This window comes from Ramlibacter humi (genome assembly GCF_004681975.1).
In the GTDB taxonomy this organism is placed as follows: Bacteria; Pseudomonadota; Gammaproteobacteria; order Burkholderiales; family Burkholderiaceae_C; genus Ramlibacter; species Ramlibacter humi.
Map to the genome: position 1 here is coordinate 508,823 of NZ_SMLK01000002.1, position 20,837 is coordinate 529,659.

Sequence of the window (20,837 nt, forward strand, 5' to 3'; positions counted from 1 at the left end):
CTCTCTGCTCCCGATTCGGTTTCCAGTGCGGGCTCCCTTCGCTCGCCGGCGGGCCGCACCACCCCGCCAGTCCGCGTCTTTTTTCAGTCCAGCGGCGGGTCGTCGCGCGGGTTCTGCGAGGCCGACATCGCCTGCATCACCAGGGCCGCGACCTGCGGCGATTTCAGCAGCGCCACCAGCACGCCGGTGACGGAGATCAGCTTCCACGGCCGGAGCATGAACAACCCCGCGCCGGCCAGCGCCGCGAAGCCCACGTACTGCGCGGGCTGGCGGCGCGCGTACGAGGACAGCAGCGGCCGGGCGACGTCCACGGCCATGTGCGCCGGGTGGTAGCGCCACCAGTCGCTCAGCACGTGCCGCGCGGTTTCCAGCCAGCCGCCCGCCCCGGGGCGGTGCTGGCGCCGGTGCGCGCGCCACGTGCTTTCGCCTTCGTCCGCATGCACGTGGGCGTCGCCGCCGTGGCGGTGCCGCTCCTTGCGGTGGACGTGCTCCAGGATCGCCAGGCGGCTGCGCTCGAGCCGGTCGCCGCCCGCGCTCACGGGCGCCCTCCCAGGGTGCGCAGCACCTGCGCGTCGGCATCCAGTTGCGCGCGCAGTTCGGCGAAAGCCCGGGCCGGCAGCTTCTGCCGCGCGATGCCGAAGGCCGCCAGCGCGGCGGCCAGCGGCACGGCGGGCACCACGACGAGCGTCCAATGGAACGCCTCGTGCACCGCGCCCAGCATCACCGCCATACCGGCGAAGATCAGGAACACCAGCGCGCAGAGCGCGCAGGCGGCCCACGCGATCGCCCGCTTCGCCACCTCGGCGCCGACGGAGGAAGCTTCCTCCTGCGCGAGCGCGGCGTAGCCGGCCACGTGCTCCATGACCAGTTCGGGCCGGCTCACCAGCACCGAGAAGATCGGATGGACGATCGCCATGACGGGCCGGGGATCAGTAGTAGTAGCGGTCGCGGCGGCTGCGCGCCACCATGACGATGGCCGCGATGGCGGCGCCGACGGCGGCGGCGATCAGGGCGGTCTTCACCGGTTCTTCGGTGACGTAGCGGCCGGTGGCGTTGGCGTAGCGGCCGAGGCGGTCGCGCGCGACCTGGGCGCCGTCGCCGACGGCGCTCATGCCGCGGTTGGCGTAGTCCTGCGCGCTGGAGCGCAGATCGCGCACGCGGTCCATCGCGTCGTCGGCAAGGGAGTGGGCGGCCGCGCCTGCGCGCGCCGTGAGGGTGTCTTGGGCCATGTTTGTCCTCTGGTTCGTTTGTGGTGCGCGCGGCGCGCGCGGGCGTTTTTCGAGGCGCGCGGGCAAGCGCGTTTCGAGAAGGCCAGCGTACGCGGCGGCGCGCCGCCTGGCTGATCAGCCGCAGGCGTGACCGCATGTCGGTTGCGGCGGGGCTGGTTTGTAGGAAGCCGCCGACAGCGGCGCGCGGCCTTGTCAGGCGTGGGGCGAGCGCATCGGCAGGATGGCGGCCACCTCGGTGCCGCCGCCGGGACGGGTGCTGATCGAGAACCGCCCGCCCGCCGCCTCGACTCTGTGCCGCATGCCGGCCAGTCCATGGGTGGAGGGCTTCACGCGCGCGGCGTCGAATCCCTGGCCGTCGTCGCGCACGCTGACGGCGACGTCGGCGCCCTGGGGCTGCACGCGGATGCGGGCCTGCCGGGCCTTCGCGTACTTGGCCACGTTGGTCAGCGATTCCTGCACCAGGCGGTAGACGGTGAGCTGGTGCGCTTCGTCCAGCTGCACCGCTTCCAGCTCGGTGGCCACGTGCACGCCGGAGCGTTCGGAGAACTCGCGCGCCAGGATCTCCAGCGAGGCGGTGAGGCCCAGGTTGGCCAGCGAGGAGGGCCGCAGGTCTTCGATGATGCGGCGCTTCAGCGCGATGCCGCTGTTGAGGGTGTCCACCAGGTGCTGCAGGCGCTGGGCGGCTTCCGGCGGCGGCTGCGTGCCCAGGCGCGACTTCAGCCGCGCCACGTCCAGCTTGGCCGCGGTGAGCAGGGCGCCCAGTTCGTCGTGCAGTTCGCGGGCCAGGTGGCCGCGTTCGTCCTCGCGCACTTGCTGCAGGTGGGTGGCCAGTTCCGACAGCGCCGCGGTGCGGTCACGCACCTGGTGTTCCAGCAGGTCCCTTTCCTGCTGCAAGGCGAGCTGCTGCTGCTGGTCGATGGCCTTCAGCGCGGTGGTCTGGCGCAGGTACAGCGCGAACGCCACCAGCGCCGCGACCGCGACGAAAGCGATGCCGGCACGGGCATACGCCAGCGAGCGGCGGACCTGCGCCTGGCCGGCTTCGATGCGTGCCGCCGACGCGGCGATCATGCCGTCCACCTCGGCGCGGACGGCGTCCATGCGCTGCTTGCCCTCGTCGGACATCAGCACGAAACGCCAGGCATCCTCCTTGCCCTCACGGCGCATGCGCACCAGGGACTCCATCTCGGCCAGCTTGGCCTGCACGTCATGGTCGAGCTCGGCCAGTTCCTTGGCGTCCGCCCCCGTGCCGGCATGCGCGTCGTGCAGCCGCGCCAGGGTCGGGCCGATGCGCCGCACGGATGCGTTGTACGGTTCCAGGTACCGGGCGTCGGCGGTCAGCAGGAAGCCGCGCGAACCGCTTTCGGCGTCCAGCACCTGCTGCAGCAGCCTGTTGAGTTCGCCGCGGATGCGCACTTCGCGGCCCATGCCGTCCAGTTCGGCGCTGGCGCGGCCGAATCCCGTCTCGTTGATGCCGATGAGCACGCAGGCTGCCACCAGGGCCAGCAGGAGGCTGATTGCCGAGGTTGGTAGTGCTTTCGAGTGGTTGACTTGCACCGGCAAGCTCACCCAATGTCCGCGAAAACCGGAATAATCATGACTGAAGGGTAGGCCATTTCAGCTGTGGGTTGGGTCACAATGGCCCGTCGGCCATCTACTGGAAGAAGAGAACACACATGATCAAAGTCGGCATTGTGGATGACCATGCCATCGTCCGGTCGGGACTGAAGCAGTTCTTCTCGGAGCAGGTGGACCTGCGCGTCGTCGGCGAAGCCGCCAGCGGACGCGAGGCCATCGACCTGGTACGCACCACCGAGCTGGACGTGCTGGTGATGGACCTGTCCATGCCCGGGCAAAGCGGCATCGACGCGCTGGGCATGATCCGTGCCAAGGCGCCGGACGTGGGCATCCTCATCCTCTCCGGTTATCCGGAAGAGCACTACGCGATGAACCTCATCCGCCAGGGCGCCAGCGGCTACCTGAACAAGGAATGCGAGCCGATGGAGATCGTCAACGCCATCCGCACCATCGCCCTGGGCCGCCGCTATATCTCTCCCGCCGTGGCGGAGCTGCTGGCTTCGCAACTCAACCGCAAGGAAGGCGGCGCGCCGCACGAGCAACTGTCCGAGCGCGAATTCCAGGTGTTCCTGAAGCTCGCCAAGGGCGAAACCGCCGGCGACATCGCCAAGGCGCTGTCGCTGTCGGTGAAGACCGTGAGCACGTACCGCACGCGCCTGATGGAGAAGATGAACCTCGCCTCCAACAGCGACCTGACGTACTACGCGCTGAAGAACAAGCTGATCGACTGATCGCTGCGCGCTCATCGAAACGCCGGGCTTGTCCCGGCGTTTTCAATTCGGACTCCCTTACGCCGAGTACGCAGAGGAACCGCGGAGCTCGCAGAGAAAACCTTGAAGTGATCTTCTTTGCATTCTCTGCGAGCTCTGCGTTTTCTCCGCGTACTCCGCGTAAGGGTGTCCGCTTTCAAGCCCGCGTACCGGTCTGCGCCTGCTGCATGCAGTAGTCGATCAGCGCGTCGATCTCGTTGGACTTGTCGAACACCGCGTCGGCGCCCAGTTGCGAGCAGCGCTTGCGCATGTCGGTCGTCGCGTAGTTGGAGAGCACCACCACGCGTTGCCGCGGCCGGCGGGTGCGGCAGGCTTCCAGCACGCCCAGGCCGCTGCCTTGCTTGAGGAACAGGTCCACGATCACCAGGTCCCAGCCGTCGGCGTGCGCCGAGAGCCACTCGCGCGCCGCGGGCTCGCCGTCGGCCCAGCCCTCGGCGCGGATGCACGCCAACTCCTCGAGGGTCCCGATCAGGTTCTCGCGGATGGTGGCGTTGTCTTCGACGATGAAGGTTCTCAGTTCCACGGCGTGTGTGTGATGCCTGCGTCGTTTGCCACGCGTGCCGCGGCCTCGGCCCATTGTGAGGCTCCCGCGGAAGCTGTGCCGTAGGAGCCCTCCTACCGTCTCCGACACGCGCACCAACCAGTGCGCGATGCGAGCGCGCCTGCTGAAGGAAATTGACGACAGCACGTGAGGCCCGTCACTGACCGGGACGCCCAGTCTCAACAACCACACTGGCCGCAAGCCGCCGCGGTGGGTTGCGCCCATGAAGTTCGTCCTCCTCACCCTCATCATCTTTTTCGGCACGCTCGCCGTCGCCGCTCTCGTGGCGCTGGGCGAGCCGGGCGACTTCCCCGACCTCCTGCCCGTGACGGGCAGCACGCGCTAGACCCGATGAACACCGCCGTTGCCGCACCCCTGAGATCGCGTATCTGGTTCAAGGTGCTGCTGGGCATCGCCATCGTGCTGGCCGTGCTGGTGCTGATGGTCGCGTTCTTTCCCTGGGACCTGCTGCGCGGCCCGGTGAACCGCTACGTGAGCGAGAAGACCGGCCGCCACTTCGAGATCACGCGCCGCCTGGACGTGAAGCTCGGCCGCACGACCCGCGTGCTGATGGACGGCATCCAGTTCGCCAACCCGGACTGGGCGCAGGACCGCGACCTAGTGCGGGCGGAGCGCGCCGAAGTGGAGGTGCGCCTGGTGCCGCTGCTCAAGCGGCAGATCGTGCTGCCGTCCATCTACCTGCTCAAACCCCAGCTGGGCCTGCAGCAGGAGCCGGACGGCCGCCGCACCTGGGCGCTGGGCGGCGACACCAAGGACGAGCGCAACGTGCCTTCCATCGGCGCGCTGGTGATCGACGACGGCACCGTGCACTACGTCGCGCGCGGAAACGGCGCCGACATCACCGCGCACCTCGCGCTGGACGACCGCGCGAGCCGTGGTGCCGCGACCCGCATCGCCAACGCGAACGCGAACGGCAACGCCGCCAACGACATGCCCTTGCGCTTCCGCGCGGAGGGCAAGTGGCAGGACCAGGCCTTCACCGCCAATGGCCGCACCGGCGACGTGCTGTACCTGAGCGCGCCGCTGCAGAAGCCTTTCCCGGCCGAAGTGCAGGCGCGCACCGGCGGCACCAGCCTGCAGGCGCGCGGCGCCGTGGCCAGCCTGGCCACGCTGGACGGCGCGGACGTGCGTTTCCAGCTGCAGGGGCCCAACCTCGCGCAGCTGTACCACCTGGTGGGCGTGGCGTTGCCCGACACGCCGCAGTACTCCGTCGCGGGGCAGTTGTCCAAGAAGGGCGACGTCTTCCACGTGCAGGGCATCAAGGCCACCGTGGGCCACACCGACATGGCGGGTGACCTGTCGTTCGACCGCTCCGGCCAGCGCCCGCTGCTGGCGGGCAAGCTGCAGTCGCGCACGCTGGACTTCGTGGACCTGGCGGCGGTGATCGGCCTGAACGACGACCGCCGCGGCCTGGAAGGCCAGTCGAAGTCGAGGCAGGAAGCGGCCGCGCCGCCGCCCGATGCCAGGGGCAAGAAGCCCAAGGACCCGAACCGCAAGGTGCTGCCCGCGGCGCCGCTGGACGTGAGCAAGCTCAAGAGCATGGATGCCGACGTGCGCATCGACGCCGCGAAGATCGTCAACGCCAAGGGCCTGCCGCTGGACCGCGCCAGCGCCCGCGTGAACCTGAAGAACGGCGTGCTGGTGCTGGACCCGCTGGACATGGGCGTGGCGGGCGGCCAGCTGGCGGGCGTGATGCGCATCGACGCCAATCCCAATCCCGCGATGTTCCAGACGCGGCTGGACGGCCGCGGTCTGGAGCTGAGCAAGCTGGTGCCGAGGTCGAAATTGGCCGCCAACAGCGTGGGCAAGCTGCAGGCGCAGGTGGACCTCAGCGCCCGCGGCAAGACCGTGGCGGAGGTGCTGGCCCACTCCAACGGCAATCTCGCGCTGCTGATGGGCAAGGGCGAGATCAGCAACATCCTGCTGGAGTTCGCGGGGCTGGACGCCGGCGAGATCGTCAAGTTCCTGGTGAAGGGCGACGACCGCGTGAAGCTGCGCTGCGCCGCCACCGCGTTCGAGGTGAAGGACGGCCTGATGACCTCGCGCGCGCTGCTGCTGGACACGGTGGACACCGTCTTCTACGGGGGCGGCACGGTGAACCTGGCCAAGGAAAACATGGACATCGTCGTGCGGCCGTACCCGAAGGACAAGAGCATCCTCGCCCTGCGCGCGCCGCTGCACGTGGCGGGCACGTTCGGTGCGCCGGACATCGGGGTGGAGAAGGGCCCGCTGGCGGGCCGGGCCATCGCCGCGCTGGCGTTGGGTGCCGTGAACCCGCTGCTGGCGCTGGCGGCGACGGTGGAGACCGGCCCGGGCCACGACGCCGATTGCGCGGGCGCGATCCAGCAGGCCGGCGCGCCGCGGGCCGAATCGCGGGTGGCCCGCACGGCGCCGCCTGAAGCCGGGTCGAACGTGGTCAAGGAGAACCCGGCGCAGCGCATGGGCGCCGCGGGTGCGCACCAGCCGCCCGCTGCCCCCAATGCGCCGCCGAACGAGCCGGACCGGCCGGTGAACCGCCCAGCCCCCGCCAAGACGGAGTCGCCCTACAGCTCGGTCGGACCCTGAACCTTCGCGCGGTCGCCGCACACGGGACATGAAGCGCGCCGCGGCGTGCGCAGGGTGGTCCAGTCCATCTCGCGCGCATCCAGCATCAGCAGCTTGCCCGTGGCCGGCCGCCCCGCTTGCGCCAGCAGCTTCAGCGCTTCGGCCGCCTGCATCGAACCGATGATGCCCACGAGTGGCGCGAACACGCCCAGGGTGGCGCAGCGCGTCTCCTCCGGCACGCGGTCGGCGGGGAAGACGCAGGCGTAGCAGGGCGAGGCGGCATCGCGCACGTCGAACACCGCCAGCTGGCCGTCGAAGCGGATGGCCGCGCCGGACACCAGCGGCCTGCCATGACGCACGCAAGCCGCGTTCACCGCCTGCCGGGTGGCGAAGTTGTCGCAGCAGTCCACCACCACGCCGGCTTGCGGCACCAGCCGATCGAGCAGTGAGGCGTCGGCGCGCGCGACCACGGCCTCGACGTGGACGTGCGGATTGAGCGCCGCGATGCCGGTGCGCGCGGACTCCGCCTTCGGCTGCCCCACGCGGTCCATCGCATGCGCCAGCTGTCGCTGCAGGTTGGTGACATCCACGTGGTCCGCGTCCACCAGCGTGATGTGCCCGACGCCGGCGGTGCCCAGGTACAGCGCCACCGGCGAACCCAGCCCGCCGGCGCCGATGACCAGCGCGCGGCCGCGCGCGATGCGCTCCTGGCCTTCCACGCCCACTTCCTCCAGCAGGATGTGGCGCGAGTAGCGAAGCAGCTCTTCGTCGGTCATGGGCAAGATTGTGGAGGAAGCGGAAAAAAGAACCCCCTTGCGCCGAGTTCGCGGAGGCAGCGCAGGGGCCGCGGAGGAAGATCACCTGCCTGTCTTTTCTTCCGCGTTCTCTGCGTTTCCTCTGCGTACTCCGCGTAAGGGTGTTCGCGTCCAGCCAACAAAAAAGCCGGCGGTGCCGGCTTTTTGCATCGGCGCCGAAGCGCGTCAGTTCTCTTTCTTCTCGTTCTTGCTCTCGATGACCTGGGTCTTGCTCACCAGCACCGGGCGGCCCTTCAGCTGGTTGAGCGCCTGCACGAGCTGGAAGTCCTTGTCCGTCACGCCGTACTCGGGCAGCTTGCGCTCGGAAGCGGGCTTCTTGGCTTCTTCCTCGGCGCGCTTGCGGGCTTCCTCGCGCAGCTTGTCGCGGGCGGCATCCTTGACCTCCGGGCCCTGGCCGCTGGAGAGGTGCTTTTCCAGGTCGGCTTCACGCGTGCGCAGCAGCGAGAACAGGTTGCCTTCCTCGCTCTCGTCCACCAGCACGTCGGGCACGATGCCCTTGGCCTGGATGGACTTGCCGCTGGGCGTGTAGTAGCGCGCGGTGGTCAGCTTCAGGCCGGTGTCGGGGCCGAGCGGGCGCACGGTCTGCACCGAGCCCTTGCCGAAGGTCTGGCTGCCCAGGATGGTGGCGCGGTGGTGGTCCTGCAGCGCGCCGGCGACGATCTCGCTGGCGGAGGCGGAACCTTCGTTGACCAGCACCACCAGCGGCACGTTCTTCAGCGCGGCGGGAAGGCGGCGCAGCGGGTCGCTGCCCGAGCGGCGCATGTAGAACTCCGGCGCCGCCTTGTAGACGAACTTGCTCTCGGCCAGCTGGCCGTTGGTGGAGACCACCGTCACGTTCTCCGGCAGGAAGGCCGACGAGATGGCCACCGCGGAGTCCAGCAGGCCGCCGGGGTCGTTGCGCAGGTCCAGCACCATGCCCTTGAGGTTGGGCTCCTGCTTGTAGATCTCCTCGACCTTGCGCACGAAGTCGTCGACCGTGCGTTCCTGGAACTGCGACAGGCGGATCCAGCCGTAGCCCGGCTCCACCACCTTGCCCTTGACCGACTGGGTCTTGATTTCCTCGCGGGTGATCGTGACCGGGAAGCTGCGGTTCTCGTCCTTGCGGAAGATGGTGAGCGTGACCTTGGTGCTGGGTTCGCCGCGCATCTTCTTCACCGCGTCGGACAGCGACAGGCCCTTGACCACGGTGTCATCGATCTTGGTGATCAGGTCGTTGGGCTTCAGGCCGGCGCGGTAGGCGGGCGAGCCTTCGATGGGCGACACCACCTTGACCAGGCCGTCTTCCTGCGAGATTTCGATGCCCACGCCGACGAAGCGGCCGGACGTGCCTTCGCGGAATTCCTTGAACGACTTCTTGTCGAAGTACTGCGAGTGCGGGTCGAGGCTGGACACCATGCCGGAGATGGCGTCGGTGATGAGCTTGTGCTCGTCGACCGGCTCGACGTAGTCGCTCTTCACCATGCCGAACACGGCGGCCAGCTGCTGAAGTTCTTCCAGCGGAAGGGGAGCGAGCGAGCCACGGGCGACGGTCGTCAGCGAAACCGTGGTCAGGGCGCCGGCCAGCGCGCCCACCGAAATCCAGCCGGCGATCTTCAGTTTCTGGCTCATGGGGAAGGGTCCAAGTCCTCTCGAGAACAGCAATTTATACACCTGAGAAGACACTATGACGCCCTCGTTACCCCCGGGTTCCGGAAGAGCGGGGGCGGGCGTGCAAAAAGACCGCGGCTTTACCTGGCGTTTGCAGCCGTGCAGGCGCCCTGGCTCAGCCTTTTCCCTGGCTGGCGACCGCAGCCGCGGCTTTGGCAGCCGCCTCGGCGTCGCCCAGGTAGTAATGGCGGATGGGGCGCAGCTCGGTATCGAGCTCGTACACCAGCGGAATGCCGTTCGGGATGTTCAGCCCGACGATGTCCTGGTCGGAGATGCCGTCGAGGTACTTCACCAGCGCGCGGATGGAATTGCCGTGCGCCGCCACCAGGATGCGCTTGCCCGAGCGGATGGCCGGCGCCATGGCTTCGTTCCAGAACGGCAGCACGCGCGCCACGGTGTCCTTCAGGCACTCGGTCAGCGGCACCTCGCCGGGCGACAGCCGGGCATAGCGCGCATCGCCGCGCTCGCTGCGCGGGTCCGACGATTCCAGCGCCGGCGGCGGGATGTCGTAGCTGCGCCGCCAGACCAGCACCTGGTCGTCGCCGAATTTCTTGGCGGTCTCGGCCTTGTTCAGGCCCTGCAACGCACCATAGTGGCGCTCGTTCAGCCGCCACGACTTCATCACCGGCAGCCACGTGCGGTCCATCTCGTCCAGGCAGTGCCACAGCGTGTGGATGGCGCGCTTGAGCACGCTGGTGTGGCAGACGTCGAACTCGTAGCCGTCGGCGCGCAGCAGCCGGCCCGCTTCCTTGGCCTGCGCGACGCCGGTGGGCGTGAGGTCCACGTCGGTCCAGCCGGTGAAGCGGTTTTCCAGGTTCCAGGTCGATTCGCCGTGGCGGACGAGGACTAGCTTGTGCATGGCTGAGGCGGGTGCGTGGGGCAAAGCCCCGGATTCTAGAATGGCGGGTTTGCGCCTGGGCGCGCACCTGCATCGGAATTCAATGGACTTCGTCATCAACAACTGGATGCTCATCGCCGTGGCCGCGGTCTCGGGTGGATTGCTGCTGTGGCCGGTGATCCGCGGCAGCGCGGCCAGCGGCCTCACGCCCGCCGCGGCCGTGCTGCTCATCAACCGCGAGAAGGCGGTCGTGGTCGACGTCGGCGAGGCGGACGAGTTCGCCGCCGGCCACGTGGGCGGCGCGCGCCACGTGCCGCTGGGCCAGCTGGAAGAGCAACTGCCGCTGACGGTGAAGAACAAGGCGCTGCCGGTGGTGTTCGTGTGCGCCAGCGGCGGCCGCGCTTCGCGCGCCGTGGCCATTGCCAAGAAACTGGGCTACGAGCAGGCCCAAGCCCTGGCCGGCGGGCTGAAGGCGTGGAAAGAGGCTAACCTTCCGGTCGAGAAAGCCTGAAAGCGAAAGTCACGATCCATGCAAGCCGTCACGATGTACACCACCGCCGTCTGTCCCTACTGCATCCGCGCTAAGCAGATCCTGAAGGCCAGGGGCGTGGGGGCCATCAACGAGATCCGCGTGGACATGCAGCCCGACGAGCGCATGAAGATGATGGAGATCACCGGCCGGCGCACCGTGCCGCAGATCTTCATCGGCGACACCCACGTCGGCGGCTGCGACGACCTGATGGCGCTGGACAGCCGCGGCGGGCTGGAGCCTCTGCTCAAGGGCGCCTGATACGGGCCCGCCACGCGGGCCTGAGATAATTCCGGCCGACCCGAATCCGGCCCGCTTCGGTTGACCCAGGCGGGCCGTTCCATTTCACCCAAGCACAGCACCACCATGGCCGAGAACCAGGACCCCGTCTTCCAGATCCAGCGCGTCTACCTCAAGGAGGCTTCGCTGGAGCAGCCCAATTCGCCCGCCATCCTGCTCGAGCAGGAGCAGCCGACGGTGGACATCCAGCTGGGCGTGGAAGCCGGCCAGGTCGCCGAAGGCATCTACGAAGTGGCCGTCACCGCCACCGTCACCACCAAGATCAAGGACCGCACCGTGTTCCTGGTGGAAGCCAAGCAGGCCGGCATCTTCGAGATCCGCAACGTGCCCGAAGACCAGATGAGCCCCATCATGGGCATCGCCTGCCCGCAGATCGTCTACCCGTACCTGCGCGGCAACGTCTCCGACATCGTCACCCGCGCCGGCTTCCCGCCCGTGCACCTGGCCGAGATCAACTTCCAGGCCATGTACGAGCAGCAGCAGGCCGCGCCCCAGCCCTCGCAGATCATCACCACGGCCTGACGGCCGGCGGGGCCGCGCATGAAGCTGCTCGTGCTCGGCGCCGGCGCGTGGGGCACGGCGCTGGCCGCCGCGGCTTCGGCGCGGCACGACACGGCGCTCTGGTCCCGCGACCTGGCTTTCGCGCGGCAACTGCGCGACGAGCGGTCCAATGCCCGCTACCTGGCGGGCGTCGCGCTCCCCGAATCCCTCTCCATCGTTTCCGGCGATCCGGCCGCGCTCGCGGCCGGCTGCGACCTGCTCGTCATCGCGACGCCCATGGCCGGGCTGCGGCCGATGCTCGCTTCGCTGCGCGAAGCGAAGGTGCCCGTGGCCTGGGCCTGCAAGGGCCTGGAAGCGGCGGGCACGGAAGGCCTGCTCGGCCACGAGATCCAGCAGGCGGTCGCGCCTTCCATCTCTGGTGGCGTGCTCACCGGCCCGAGCTTCGCGCTGGAGGTCGCACGCGGCCAGCCCACGGCGCTGGTGGCGGCCAGCGCGCATGCAGCAGTGCGGCAGGCGCTGGTGCAGGCTTTCCACACGCCGCAGCTGCGCGTGTACGAAAACGAGGACTTGCCCGGCGCCGAAGTGGGTGGCGCGGTGAAGAACGTGCTGGCCATCGCCACCGGCCTGTGCGACGGGTTGGGCCTGGGCCTGAACGCACGCGCGGCGCTGGTCACGCGCGGGCTGGCGGAGATGACGCGCTTCGGCGTCGCGCTGGGCGGCCACGCGGAAACGTTCATGGGCCTGTCGGGCCTGGGCGACCTGGTGCTGACGGCCACCGGCGATCTCAGCCGCAACCGGCGCGTCGGCCTGCTGCTGGCGCAGGGCCAGGCGCTGAAGCAGGCACTGGCCTCTCTCGGGCATGTGGCCGAAGGCGTGCCGTGCGCCCGCGCGGTGGCGGCGCGCGCCGCGAGGCTCGGCGTGGAGATGCCCATCACCGAAGCCGTGGTGGCGCTGCTCGACGGTCGCGTGCGACCTGATGAGGCGGTGCGCGGCTTGATGTCGCGCGATCCGGTTTCCGAGAAAAGTTCCTAGGGGTTTGCCAACGGGCGCCGCCCCGGATGCGGCATTAGTCTGCCCGCCTCCCCATCCCTGCAAGGAGCCGACATGTCCCCTTCGATGATGTCTGCGGGCGCAGCCGTGTCTGCCGTCGCCCTGTTGTCCGCGTGCGCCGCCTGGTCGGGCGGCAGTGGCAGCAGCAATCCGATGAGCTACTTCGTTACCAGCGCGAACCCTGGCAAGGGCGGCGACCTCGGGGGACTGGCCGGCGCCGACCAGTATTGCAAGGCGCTGGCCACGTCCGTCGGCGCGGGCAACAAGACCTGGCGCGCCTACCTGAGCGCCGCGCCCGCCGCCGGCGCACCCGCGGTGAACGCGCGCGACCGCATCGGACGCGGTCCGTGGCGCAACGCCAAGGGCGAGGTGGTGGCCACCAGCGTCGACGACCTGCACAGCGCCAACAACAAGCTGTCGAAGGAAACCTCGCTGACCGAGAAGGGCGGGATGGTCAGCGGCGTCGGCGACCCGGTGAACATGCACGACATTCTGACCGGCAGCACGGCCGATGGGCGGCTGGATACCAGCGCGCCGGACACCACGTGCAGGAACTGGACGTCCAGCACGACGGGTTCCGCCATCGTGGGCCATGTCGACCGCAAGGGCTTGCGCGACGACGCGCCTTCGCATTCCTGGAACGCGTCGCATGCCACGCGCGGCTGCGACATGGACTCGCTGAAGGCCACGGGCGGCGCGGGGCTGCTGTACTGTTTCGCGGCGGATTGAGGGGAACGCGGACACCCTTACGCAGAGCACGCCGAGATTTCGCAGAGGACGCAGAGAAGGCAAGAACCAGTTTCAGGTTTTCTCTGCGATTTCCGCGTTGCTCCGCGTCCTCTGCGTAAGGGAGTCCGCTCCCGTATTCAACTGGGGTCGATCTGGCCGAGCGCCTGCGCGATCGCGCTCGTTTCCTGCGGCCGCACCAGCTTCGCCACCTCCTGCCCGTCGCGCAGGAACACCAGCGTGGGCCACAGCTTGACCGCGAAGCTGCGGCCCAGCCGGCGGCCGCTGCCGTCTTCCACCTTCACGTGCCGCACGCCGGGATGCGGGGCCAGCGCCTGCTCGATCTTCGGCTGCGCGCCGCGGCACCAGCCGCACCAGCCGGTGCCGAACTCCAGCAGCGTGGGGCCGGCCCAGGCGTCCACTTCGGCACGGGCGGGCTCCTGGGCGAGGTACTCGGTTTCCATGGCGCCATTGTCGGCCAGCGCCGGGCGTGCCCGCGTCAGCCGCGGCGCCGATGCGGCCTTGGCGATGCCGCTATGCTCGACGGGATGCAAGCATTCGACTTCAGTCCGGCCGCCGTGGCGGGGCTGGCACAACAGGACGCCGCGCGCGCGTTGGCCGAGGACGTGGGCGCCGGCGACCTCACCGCCGCGCTGGTGCCCGAAGGCCGCACCGCCCAGGCGCTGATCGTCGCGCGCGAATCCGCCATCGTCTGCGGCGGCCCGTGGCTCGTCGCCGCCGTGCGCCAGCTGGACCCGGCGGCCACCATCAACTGGGCCGTGGCGGAGGGCCGCCGTTCTGTCCCCAACCAGCCGGTGGTGGAGATCCGCGGCTCGGCCCGCGCGTTGCTCACCGCCGAGCGCACCGCGCTGAACTTCCTGCAACTGCTGAGCGCTGTGGCCACCAAGACCGCGACCTACGTCGAAGCGGTGAAGGGCACCCGCGCGCAGATCGTCGACACGCGCAAGACCGTGCCCGGGCTGCGCCTGGCGCAGAAGTACGCGGTGCGCACCGGCGGCGGCACCAACCACCGCATCGGCCTGTACGACGCGGTGCTGATCAAGGAAAACCACATCGCGGCGGCGGGCGGCGTGACACCCGTGTTGCGCGCCGCGGAGAAGGCGGCCGCCAACGCCACCTTCGTCGAGATCGAGGTCGAGACGCTGGCCCAGCTGGAAGAAGCCCTGGGCGCCGGCGCGCGCATGGTCCTGCTCGACAACATGGACATGCCCACGCTGCGCGAGGCCGTGCGCATCAACGCGGGACGTGCCATCCTCGAAATCTCCGGCGGCGTGACGCTGGACCGCGTGCGCGAACTGGCGGAAACGGGCGTGGACCGCATCTCCATCGGCGCGCTGACCAAGGACGTGCAGGCCACCGACTATTCGATGCGCTTCAAGGAGCTGTGATGGCCGCCGTCATCCCTATCAAGGACGTCGAGTACGAGCAGCCGCAAGGCGATGTCTGCAGCACCAGGCATGCATGGGCACGCGTGCCGGCGGAGCCTTCGCAGGCCGAGCGCGCCGAGCTGAAGGCGCGCATCAGGCGCCTGCTGAAGGAGCGCAACGCGGTGATGGTGTCGCACTACTACGTGCACCCGGACCTGCAGGACCTGGCCGAGGAAACCGGCGGCATCGTCAGCGACTCGCTGGAGATGGCGCGCTTCGGCCGCGACCACCCCGCGCAGACGCTGGTGGTGTCGGGCGTGCGCTTCATGGGCGAGAGCGCCAAGATCCTGTCGCCGGAAAAGCGCGTGCTGATGCCCGACCTGGACGCCACCTGCTCGCTGGACCTGGGCTGCCCCATCGACGAGTTCAGCGCGTTCTGCGACCAGCACCCGGACCGCACCGTGGTCGTGTACGCCAACACCAGCGCCGCGGTGAAGGCGCGCTCGGACTGGCTGGTGACGTCCAGCTGCGCGCTGGACATCGTGCGCGCGCTGAAGGACAAGGGCCACAAGATCCTGTGGGCGCCCGACCGCCACCTGGGCGGCTACATCCAGCGCGAGACCGGCGCCGACATGGTGTTCTGGAGCGGCTCGTGCATCGTGCACGACGAGTTCAAGGCCTTCGAGCTGGAAGACCTGAAGAAGGCGCACCCGCAGGCCAAGGTGCTGGTGCACCCGGAATCACCCGCCGAAGTGGTGGCGCTGGCCGACGCGGTCGGTTCGACGTCCGCCATCCTGAAGGCCGCGAAGGAACTCGACGCGCGCGAGTTCATCGTCGCCACCGACAACGGCATGATGCACAAGCTGCGCACGCTGAACCCGGGCAAGGTGTTCTACGAAGCGCCCACGGCGGGCAACAGCGCCACCTGCAAGAGCTGCGCTCACTGCCCCTGGATGGCGATGAACGGCCTGGCGGGGCTGGCGCACGTGCTGGAGACCGGCGCCAACGAAGTGTTCGTGGACTCCGCCATCCTCGACCGCGCGCGCCTGCCCATCGACCGCATGCTGGCCTTCACCGCCGCGCTGAAGAACGGCCAGCCGGCCGGCGCGCTGGTGCCGAACATCGGCGCGGCGTAGTTGCGCCATCTGACGTTGTCATGGCGGGCTTGACCCGCCATCCACCCCTGCCTCGTCCCGCTGCACGATGCGCTGTTCCAGGCACGCGCGGAGGGTGGATGCCGGGTCAAGCCCGGCATGACGGTGGTCAGCGAAGCGCTCAGCGCGCGGGTGACAGCGTCGTGGGCCGCGGATTCGGCGCGGCTTCGGGGTAGTCGCGGCTGAAATGCAATCCGCGGCTTTCGTGCCGCGACTGCGCCGACCGCACGATGAGGCCGGCCACGGTCACCAGGTTGCGCAGTTCCAGCAGGTCGCGGCTGACGTGGAAGTTGGCGTAGAACTCGTGGATCTCGCCTTGCAGCAGGTTGATGCGGTGCATCGCCCGTTCCAGCCGCTTGTTGGTGCGCACTATCCCCACGTAGTCCCACATGAAGCGGCGCAGCTCGTCCCAGTTGTGCGAGATGACGACCGATTCGTCGGCATCCGTGACGCGGCTTTCGTCCCACGCGGGCAGCGCCGGCACCGCGGGCAGCGGCATGGCCAGGATGTCCTGCGTGGCCGAGCGCGCGAACACCATGCATTCCACCAGCGAGTTGCTGGCCAGGCGGTTGGCGCCATGCAGGCCGGTGTACGCGGTCTCGCCGATGGCATGCAGGCCGGCCAGGTCGGTGCGGCCCGACAGGTCGGTGTGGATGCCGCCGCAGGTGTAGTGCGCCGCCGGCACCACGGGGATGGGCTGCTTCGTGATGTCGATGCCCAGTTCCAGGCAGCGCGCGTGGATGTTGGGGAAGTGCTCGCGAATGAAGTCGGCCGGCTGGTGCGAGATGTCCAGGTACACGCAGTCCAGGCCGTGCTTCTTCATCTCGAAGTCGATGGCGCGCGCCACGATGTCGCGCGGCGCCAGTTCGGCACGCGGGTCGTGCTCCGGCATGAAGCGAGTGCCCCCTGCCGATTGCGGCAGCAGCAGCCGGCCGCCTTCGCCGCGCACCGCCTCGGTGATGAGGAAGCTCTTGACCAGCGGGTGGTACAGGCAGGTCGGGTGGAACTGGATGAACTCCATGTTCGTCACCCGGCAACCCGCGCGCCAGGCGGCTGCGATGCCGTCGCCGGTGGCCGTGTCGGGGTTGGTGGTGTACAGGTACACCTTGCCCGCGCCGCCGGTGGCCAGGATGGTGTGCGGCGCGCGGAAGGTGACCACCTCGTCGGCCAGCTCGTCCAGCGCGTACAGGCCCAGGCAGCGCTCGGGCACTTCGCCGACGCGGCGGCTGGTGACCAGGTCCACCAGCATGTGGTGCTCGAACAGCGTGATGTTGGGCGTGCGTCGCACGTGCTCGATCAGCGTCTTCTGCACCGCCGCGCCGGTGGCGTCGGTGACGTGCACGATGCGCCGCGCGCTGTGGCCGCCTTCGCGCGTGAGGTGCAGCTGGCCGTGCTCCTGCGAGAACGGCACGCCCAGCCGGCGCAGCCACTCGATGCTCTCGGGCGCGTGCTCGACGACGAAGCGCGTGGCCGTCGGGTCGGACAGGCCGGCGCCCGCCACCAGCGTGTCGTCCACGTGCGAGTCGAAGCTGTCGCCGCGGTCCATCACGGCCGCGATGCCGCCCTGCGCCCAGTTGCTGGAGCCATCGGACAGGTCGCGCTTGGTGATGACGGCCACGCGGTGCGTGGGCGCCAGGTGCATCGCCGCCGACAGGCCCGCCAGGCCGCTGCCGACGATGACGACGTCGAAGTCGAGGGAAGTCATGGATCCTGGATGACGAATGACTCGTCCGCTACGCGGACGGAATGACAGATGACTTCAGGCCCGGAGTCATTCGTCATCGAGCCGAAGGCGAGGTCATCCGTCATGCCGGCTGGTACGCCAGCCGGACGTAGATGGGCGCGTAGGCCTCGGCCTGCGTCACCTCGATCAGCGTTTCCTTGGCCAGTTCCAGCATGGCGATGAAGGTGACGATGAGCACCGGCATGCCGCGCGTGGTGTCGAACAGGTGCTCGAATTCCACGAAGCGGCGGCCCTGCAGCTTGCGCAGCACGATGCTCATGTGTTCGCGCACGGACAGTTCCTCGCGGCTGATCTTGTGGTGCTGCACCAGCTTGGCACGGCGCAGGATGTCGCGCCACGCTTCCTGCAGGTCGACCACGTTCACGTCGGGAAAACGCGGCTGCAGCGACTGCTCGATGTACACCTGCGCGCGAAGCACGTCGCGGCCCAGCTGCGGCACCTCGTTCAGGCGCGCGGCCGCCATCTTCATCTGCTCGTATTCGAGCAGGCGGCGCACCAGTTCGGCCCGCGGGTCTTCCGGCTCCTGGCCTTCCGCCGTCTTCTTCGGCGGCAGCAGCATGCGCGACTTGATCTCGATCAGCATGGCCGCCATCAGCAGGTACTCGGCGGCGAGCTCGAGGTTGCGCTCGCGGATCTCGTCGACGTACTGCAGGTACTGGCGGGTGACCGCCGCCATCGGGATGTCGAGGATGTTGAAGTTCTGCTTGCGGATCAGGTACAGCAGCAGGTCCAGCGGGCCTTCGAAGGCCTCGAGGAAGATCTCCAGCGCGTCGGGCGGGATGTACAGGTCCTGCGGCAGCGCGAACAGCGGCTCGCCATACAGGCGCGCCAGCGCCACCTGGTCGACGACGTCCGGCATGCCGGGCACTTGTGCCTCGTCCGGCTCCGGCAGGGTGGTGTCGTCGTGGTCCGCCACGTCAGCGGGTTTCGGTCTCGTCGCCGTAGCTGCCGTACACGTACGGCTTCTGCGCCACGCGGGCCTGCTTGAACTCGCCCAGCGCGTCGCGGTCCAGGTTCTTGTCCCACCAGATGGCGCGGCCGGCGCGCTGCTGCGCCTCGATCTCGGGCCGTTGCTGCTTGAGCCCGTCGATGAACTGGGTCACGTCCGATCGGTAGTCGGGGCGGCGGAAGATGCGAAGCAGGAAGGACATAGACTCGCTCGGGTGAACGGACGATTTTACCCGGGGTGGCGCATGCGGTTCGTCAGTGGCGTGTTGGCGGCGCTGGCCGCCCTGGTCGGCTGTGACCAGCACCGGATCGACAAGCTGGAGGAAGGGGTTTCCACCGAAGCCGACGTGCGCGCGGCCTTCGGCGCGCCGGAGGCGGTCTGGGACGAGCCCAACGGCGGCCGCACCTTCGAATACAACCGCAACCCCGCCGGCCGGCAGAACTACATGATCACCGTCGGGCCGGACGGCAAGATGAGCGCGCTGCGGCAGGTGCTGAACCCGACCACCTTCGCGAAGATCAGGCCCGGCATGCCGATGGAGCAGGTGCGCCGCATGCTGGGCAAGCCCGCCAGGCGCACGCCTTACCCGCTGAAGGGCGAGGAGGAATGGGAGTGGCGCTGGCTGAATGGCCAGGAGGCGATGGTGTTCACCGTGTATTTCGACCGCGACCTGCACGTGCTGCGAAGCGCATCGGCGTCGGATGCCGCGGGTCCGTCGTAGCGCCCGTCACCCGTCAGCCCAGGGCATCGGCCAGTCCCGCCCGTTCGAGCACCGCGCGCGGCTGGGGCTGCAGCCGCTCCAGCCGCAGCGATCCGCCCATGGCGCGCACGGTGTCGGCCAGCTGGCGCAGCGCGTCCAGCCCGGAGGTGTCCAGGTGCACCAGCTGCAGGGCGTCGAGCACCACGTCCTGTCCGGCCGGCCCCGACCGGATGTCCTGCACCAGCGCATCCACCTTGCCGACCGCCCCGAAGAACAGCGAACCGTGCAGGCGGTAGCGCCGGGCGCCGGCTTCGTCCGGCAGCGGTTCGATGCTGAACACGCCGCTCATCTGCTGGATGAAGAAGATGCACGCGGCCAGCAGGCCGGCCTGCATCGCCACCGTGAGGTCGAACACCACCGTCAGCGCGAAAGTGCCCAGCATCAGGACGCGGTAGTGCGGCTTGTACTGCCGCAGGTGCGCGAACGAGCGCCACTCGCCCATGTTCCACGCGACGAACAGCAGGATGCCCGCCAGCACGGCCAGCGGCACGTGCAGCGCGAGCGGCGCCGCGGCCAGGACGATCGCGGCGAGCGTCAACGCATGCACGATGCCCGCAACGGGCGTCGTCGCGCCCGAGCGGACGTTGGTCACTGTGCGCGCGATGGTCCCGGTGGCGGGCATGCCGCCGAAGAACGGCGCCGCGATGTTGGCGAGTCCCTGCGCCATCAGCTCCTGGTTGGGGTCGTGCCGCGGCAGGCCGCTCACCTGGTCGGCGACTCGCGCGCACAGCAGCGATTCCACCGCGCCCAGCAGCGCGATGGTGAGGGTGGGTGTCGCCAGTTCGCGCACGGCCTGCCAGGAGAACGCCGGCAGTGCGAAGGCCGGCAGGCCCTGCGGGATGCCGCCGAAGCGCGTGCCGATGGTTTCCACGGGCAGCCGCAGCCAGGCCGCCAGCGAGGTCAGCGTGACCAGCGCCACCACCGGGCCCGGGACACGCGCCGCCAACGCCGCGGCCCCGCCCAGGAAAGTTCCGCGGGCGCGGATGGGCGAGCGCGGACCCCAGAGCCGGGGCCACGCGGCCAGGCCCAGCAGGCAGGCGGTTCCCAGGGCGAATGCCGCCGGGTTGAAGGAGCCCAGGTGCGACGAGAGCACCTGGAGCTGGCCGAAGAAGTCGGCGGGCATGCGTTCGACGCGCAGCCCGAGCCAGTCCTTCACCTGCGACAGCGCGATCAGCACCGCGATGCCGTTGGTGAACCCGGCCACGATGCTCACCGGCACGTAACGCACCAGCGTGCCCAGCCGCAGCAGGCCCAGCACGAACAGCAGCACGCCGGCGCAGGCGGTGGCGACGAGCAGGTTGGCGACGCCGTGGCGCTCGACGATGCCGTAGACGATGACGATGAAAGCGCCGGCGGGCCCGCCGATCTGCACGTTCGAGCCGCCCAGCAGCGCGATCAGCAGGCCGGCGAGGATGGCCGTCCACAGGCCCGCGCCGGGCGGCAGGCCGGACGCGATGGCGAACGCCATCGCCAGGGGCAGGGCGACGACGCCCACCGTCAGGCCGGCGCCGGCGTCGCGCAGGAAATGGCCGCGGCCGTAGCCGCGAAGCGCTTCCAGCAGGCGGGGCCGGAAGGAGAGGGAAGGGTTCAATCGGTTCTCCGGCAGTGGATCGACCAGGAAGGGGTCAGTCCAGTGCCGGAGGGCCGCAGTGGTGCAGCCGGGTGATGAAGCGCCGCCGCCGCGACAGCGGCAGGATGGGGACGGCGCCGGGGCAGGCCATGCGAAAAGTGTAAGGCCGGTGCGAGCGTCAGAACT

The 20,837-nt window shown here is 69.3% G+C and carries 24 protein-coding genes; 11 read left to right on the forward strand and 13 right to left on the reverse strand.

What is annotated here, in order from left to right:
• Positions 1-83: 83 nt before the first annotated feature.
• From EZ216_RS09840 to EZ216_RS09855, 4 genes are all read right to left on the reverse strand, one after another.
• Complete coding sequence (locus EZ216_RS09840) at positions 84-539, reverse strand: hypothetical protein (RefSeq protein ID WP_135249559.1); 456 nt, start codon at positions 537-539, stop codon at positions 84-86.
• Positions 536-916, reverse strand: coding sequence for a hypothetical protein (locus tag EZ216_RS09845; protein WP_239024328.1), 381 nt, complete (start codon positions 914-916; stop codon positions 536-538). Before EZ216_RS09845 ends, EZ216_RS09840 begins: the two co-directional genes overlap by 4 nt.
• Before the next feature lie 13 nt (positions 917-929).
• Positions 930-1,229: a DUF883 family protein gene (locus EZ216_RS09850; protein ID WP_135249560.1), complete on the reverse strand. Its 300-nt coding sequence runs from the start codon at positions 1,227-1,229 to the stop codon at positions 930-932.
• A gap of 192 nt (positions 1,230-1,421) precedes the next feature.
• Entirely contained in the window at positions 1,422-2,783 is a 1,362-nt protein-coding gene (locus tag EZ216_RS09855) for a CHASE3 domain-containing protein (RefSeq protein WP_135249801.1), read from the reverse strand.
• A 119-nt stretch (positions 2,784-2,902) separates the two neighbouring features.
• Here EZ216_RS09855 and EZ216_RS09860 point away from each other — a divergent pair, with 119 nt between their 5' ends.
• Positions 2,903-3,535 (forward strand): response regulator, encoded by a 633-nt coding sequence (locus EZ216_RS09860; RefSeq protein ID WP_135249561.1) that lies wholly within the window; start codon positions 2,903-2,905, stop codon positions 3,533-3,535.
• A gap of 175 nt (positions 3,536-3,710) precedes the next feature.
• Here the strand turns inward: EZ216_RS09860 and EZ216_RS09865 are convergent, their stop codons facing one another.
• A complete protein-coding gene (locus EZ216_RS09865; RefSeq protein ID WP_135249562.1) occupies positions 3,711-4,097 on the reverse strand; it encodes a response regulator in 387 nt (128 codons plus the stop codon).
• Positions 4,098-4,338: 241 nt separating this feature from the next.
• Between EZ216_RS09865 and EZ216_RS21975 the strand changes: the two genes are divergently transcribed.
• The gene (locus tag EZ216_RS21975) at positions 4,339-4,461 is read left to right on the forward strand and encodes a hypothetical protein (protein ID WP_275405142.1); all 123 of its coding nucleotides are present in this window, start codon (positions 4,339-4,341) and stop codon (positions 4,459-4,461) included.
• Positions 4,462-4,466: 5 nt separating this feature from the next.
• Positions 4,467-6,701 carry an AsmA family protein gene (locus tag EZ216_RS09870; protein WP_135249563.1) on the forward strand — a complete coding sequence of 745 codons (2,235 nt, stop codon included), beginning with the start codon at positions 4,467-4,469 and terminating at the stop codon, positions 6,699-6,701.
• On the opposite strand, the gene EZ216_RS09875 is transcribed toward EZ216_RS09870, so the two are convergent.
• The 3 genes from EZ216_RS09875 to gpmA all read right to left on the reverse strand — a co-directional run bounded on the left by EZ216_RS09875 (position 6,680) and on the right by gpmA (position 10,001).
• Positions 6,680-7,456 (reverse strand): HesA/MoeB/ThiF family protein, encoded by a 777-nt coding sequence (locus EZ216_RS09875; RefSeq protein WP_135249564.1) that lies wholly within the window; start codon positions 7,454-7,456, stop codon positions 6,680-6,682. The two genes, EZ216_RS09870 and EZ216_RS09875, sit on opposite strands and share 22 nt — an antisense overlap.
• A gap of 204 nt (positions 7,457-7,660) precedes the next feature.
• The gene (locus EZ216_RS09880; protein WP_135249565.1) at positions 7,661-9,103 is read right to left on the reverse strand and encodes a S41 family peptidase; all 1,443 of its coding nucleotides are present in this window, start codon (positions 9,101-9,103) and stop codon (positions 7,661-7,663) included.
• A 154-nt stretch (positions 9,104-9,257) separates the two neighbouring features.
• Positions 9,258-10,001, reverse strand: a complete 744-nt coding sequence (gene gpmA, locus EZ216_RS09885) for a 2,3-diphosphoglycerate-dependent phosphoglycerate mutase (RefSeq protein ID WP_135249566.1) — start codon at positions 9,999-10,001, stop codon at positions 9,258-9,260.
• A gap of 82 nt (positions 10,002-10,083) precedes the next feature.
• Between gpmA and EZ216_RS09890 the strand changes: the two genes are divergently transcribed.
• The 5 genes from EZ216_RS09890 (at position 10,084) to EZ216_RS09910 (ending at position 13,089) form a co-directional block, all read left to right on the forward strand.
• Positions 10,084-10,491, forward strand: coding sequence for a rhodanese-like domain-containing protein (locus tag EZ216_RS09890; RefSeq protein ID WP_135249567.1), 408 nt, complete (start codon positions 10,084-10,086; stop codon positions 10,489-10,491).
• A gap of 18 nt (positions 10,492-10,509) precedes the next feature.
• Positions 10,510-10,770 carry a glutaredoxin 3 gene (gene grxC / locus EZ216_RS09895; RefSeq protein WP_135249568.1) on the forward strand — a complete coding sequence of 87 codons (261 nt, stop codon included), beginning with the start codon at positions 10,510-10,512 and terminating at the stop codon, positions 10,768-10,770.
• A gap of 105 nt (positions 10,771-10,875) precedes the next feature.
• The gene (gene secB, locus EZ216_RS09900; protein WP_135249569.1) at positions 10,876-11,331 is read left to right on the forward strand and encodes a protein-export chaperone SecB; all 456 of its coding nucleotides are present in this window, start codon (positions 10,876-10,878) and stop codon (positions 11,329-11,331) included.
• A gap of 18 nt (positions 11,332-11,349) precedes the next feature.
• Positions 11,350-12,342 carry an NAD(P)H-dependent glycerol-3-phosphate dehydrogenase gene (locus tag EZ216_RS09905; RefSeq protein WP_135249570.1) on the forward strand — a complete coding sequence of 331 codons (993 nt, stop codon included), beginning with the start codon at positions 11,350-11,352 and terminating at the stop codon, positions 12,340-12,342.
• Positions 12,343-12,414: 72 nt separating this feature from the next.
• Entirely contained in the window at positions 12,415-13,089 is a 675-nt protein-coding gene (locus EZ216_RS09910; RefSeq protein ID WP_135249571.1) for a hypothetical protein, read from the forward strand.
• Positions 13,090-13,226: 137 nt separating this feature from the next.
• Here EZ216_RS09910 and EZ216_RS09915 read toward each other — a convergent pair whose 3' ends face one another.
• A complete protein-coding gene (locus EZ216_RS09915) occupies positions 13,227-13,550 on the reverse strand; it encodes a thioredoxin family protein (protein WP_135249572.1) in 324 nt (107 codons plus the stop codon).
• Positions 13,551-13,634: 84 nt separating this feature from the next.
• Between EZ216_RS09915 and nadC the strand changes: the two genes are divergently transcribed.
• On the forward strand, positions 13,635-14,495 hold the full coding sequence (gene nadC, locus EZ216_RS09920; RefSeq protein ID WP_135249573.1) for a carboxylating nicotinate-nucleotide diphosphorylase: 861 nt from the start codon (positions 13,635-13,637) through the stop codon (positions 14,493-14,495).
• The gene (gene nadA / locus EZ216_RS09925; protein WP_135249574.1) at positions 14,495-15,610 is read left to right on the forward strand and encodes a quinolinate synthase NadA; all 1,116 of its coding nucleotides are present in this window, start codon (positions 14,495-14,497) and stop codon (positions 15,608-15,610) included. The genes nadC and nadA overlap by 1 nt, the downstream gene beginning before the upstream one ends.
• Positions 15,611-15,749: 139 nt before the next feature.
• On the opposite strand, the gene nadB is transcribed toward nadA, so the two are convergent.
• From nadB to EZ216_RS09940, 3 genes are all read right to left on the reverse strand, one after another.
• A complete protein-coding gene (nadB, locus tag EZ216_RS09930; protein WP_135249575.1) occupies positions 15,750-17,333 on the reverse strand; it encodes an L-aspartate oxidase in 1,584 nt (527 codons plus the stop codon).
• A 100-nt stretch (positions 17,334-17,433) separates the two neighbouring features.
• Positions 17,434-18,231 (reverse strand): segregation and condensation protein A, encoded by a 798-nt coding sequence (locus EZ216_RS09935; protein WP_239024341.1) that lies wholly within the window; start codon positions 18,229-18,231, stop codon positions 17,434-17,436.
• Between the two features lie 58 nt (positions 18,232-18,289).
• Positions 18,290-18,523: a DUF3460 family protein gene (locus tag EZ216_RS09940; protein WP_135249577.1), complete on the reverse strand. Its 234-nt coding sequence runs from the start codon at positions 18,521-18,523 to the stop codon at positions 18,290-18,292.
• A 42-nt stretch (positions 18,524-18,565) separates the two neighbouring features.
• Here EZ216_RS09940 and EZ216_RS09945 point away from each other — a divergent pair, with 42 nt between their 5' ends.
• Complete coding sequence (locus tag EZ216_RS09945; protein WP_135249578.1) at positions 18,566-19,042, forward strand: outer membrane protein assembly factor BamE; 477 nt, start codon at positions 18,566-18,568, stop codon at positions 19,040-19,042.
• Between the two features lie 13 nt (positions 19,043-19,055).
• Here EZ216_RS09945 and EZ216_RS09950 read toward each other — a convergent pair whose 3' ends face one another.
• A complete protein-coding gene (locus tag EZ216_RS09950; protein WP_135249579.1) occupies positions 19,056-20,672 on the reverse strand; it encodes a SulP family inorganic anion transporter in 1,617 nt (538 codons plus the stop codon).
• Between the last annotated feature and the right edge of the window lie 165 nt (positions 20,673-20,837).

Excerpts from the sequence above, each read along its gene's own strand:
- EZ216_RS09915 (WP_135249572.1), bottom strand. The coding sequence starts at position 13,550 with ATGGAAACCGAGTACCTCGCCCAGGAGCCCGCCCGTGCCGAAGTGGAC.
- EZ216_RS09945 (WP_135249578.1), top strand. The coding sequence starts at position 18,566 with ATGCGGTTCGTCAGTGGCGTGTTGGCGGCGCTGGCCGCCCTGGTCGGC.
- EZ216_RS09905 (WP_135249570.1), top strand. The coding sequence starts at position 11,350 with ATGAAGCTGCTCGTGCTCGGCGCCGGCGCGTGGGGCACGGCGCTGGCC.
- gpmA (WP_135249566.1), bottom strand. The coding sequence starts at position 10,001 with ATGCACAAGCTAGTCCTCGTCCGCCACGGCGAATCGACCTGGAACCTG.
- EZ216_RS09850 (WP_135249560.1), bottom strand. The coding sequence starts at position 1,229 with ATGGCCCAAGACACCCTCACGGCGCGCGCAGGCGCGGCCGCCCACTCC.
- EZ216_RS21975 (WP_275405142.1), top strand. The coding sequence starts at position 4,339 with ATGAAGTTCGTCCTCCTCACCCTCATCATCTTTTTCGGCACGCTCGCC.
- nadC (WP_135249573.1), top strand. The coding sequence starts at position 13,635 with ATGCAAGCATTCGACTTCAGTCCGGCCGCCGTGGCGGGGCTGGCACAA.
- EZ216_RS09935 (WP_239024341.1), bottom strand. The coding sequence starts at position 18,231 with ATGCCGGACGTCGTCGACCAGGTGGCGCTGGCGCGCCTGTATGGCGAG.
- secB (WP_135249569.1), top strand. The coding sequence starts at position 10,876 with ATGGCCGAGAACCAGGACCCCGTCTTCCAGATCCAGCGCGTCTACCTC.
- EZ216_RS09890 (WP_135249567.1), top strand. The coding sequence starts at position 10,084 with ATGGACTTCGTCATCAACAACTGGATGCTCATCGCCGTGGCCGCGGTC.
- EZ216_RS09910 (WP_135249571.1), top strand. The coding sequence starts at position 12,415 with ATGTCCCCTTCGATGATGTCTGCGGGCGCAGCCGTGTCTGCCGTCGCC.
- EZ216_RS09860 (WP_135249561.1), top strand. The coding sequence starts at position 2,903 with ATGATCAAAGTCGGCATTGTGGATGACCATGCCATCGTCCGGTCGGGA.
- nadB (WP_135249575.1), bottom strand. The coding sequence starts at position 17,333 with ATGACTTCCCTCGACTTCGACGTCGTCATCGTCGGCAGCGGCCTGGCG.
- grxC (WP_135249568.1), top strand. The coding sequence starts at position 10,510 with ATGCAAGCCGTCACGATGTACACCACCGCCGTCTGTCCCTACTGCATC.
- EZ216_RS09870 (WP_135249563.1), top strand. The coding sequence starts at position 4,467 with ATGAACACCGCCGTTGCCGCACCCCTGAGATCGCGTATCTGGTTCAAG.
- EZ216_RS09940 (WP_135249577.1), bottom strand. The coding sequence starts at position 18,523 with ATGTCCTTCCTGCTTCGCATCTTCCGCCGCCCCGACTACCGATCGGAC.
- EZ216_RS09880 (WP_135249565.1), bottom strand. The coding sequence starts at position 9,103 with ATGAGCCAGAAACTGAAGATCGCCGGCTGGATTTCGGTGGGCGCGCTG.
- EZ216_RS09845 (WP_239024328.1), bottom strand. The coding sequence starts at position 916 with ATGGCGATCGTCCATCCGATCTTCTCGGTGCTGGTGAGCCGGCCCGAA.
- nadA (WP_135249574.1), top strand. The coding sequence starts at position 14,495 with ATGGCCGCCGTCATCCCTATCAAGGACGTCGAGTACGAGCAGCCGCAA.
- EZ216_RS09875 (WP_135249564.1), bottom strand. The coding sequence starts at position 7,456 with ATGACCGACGAAGAGCTGCTTCGCTACTCGCGCCACATCCTGCTGGAG.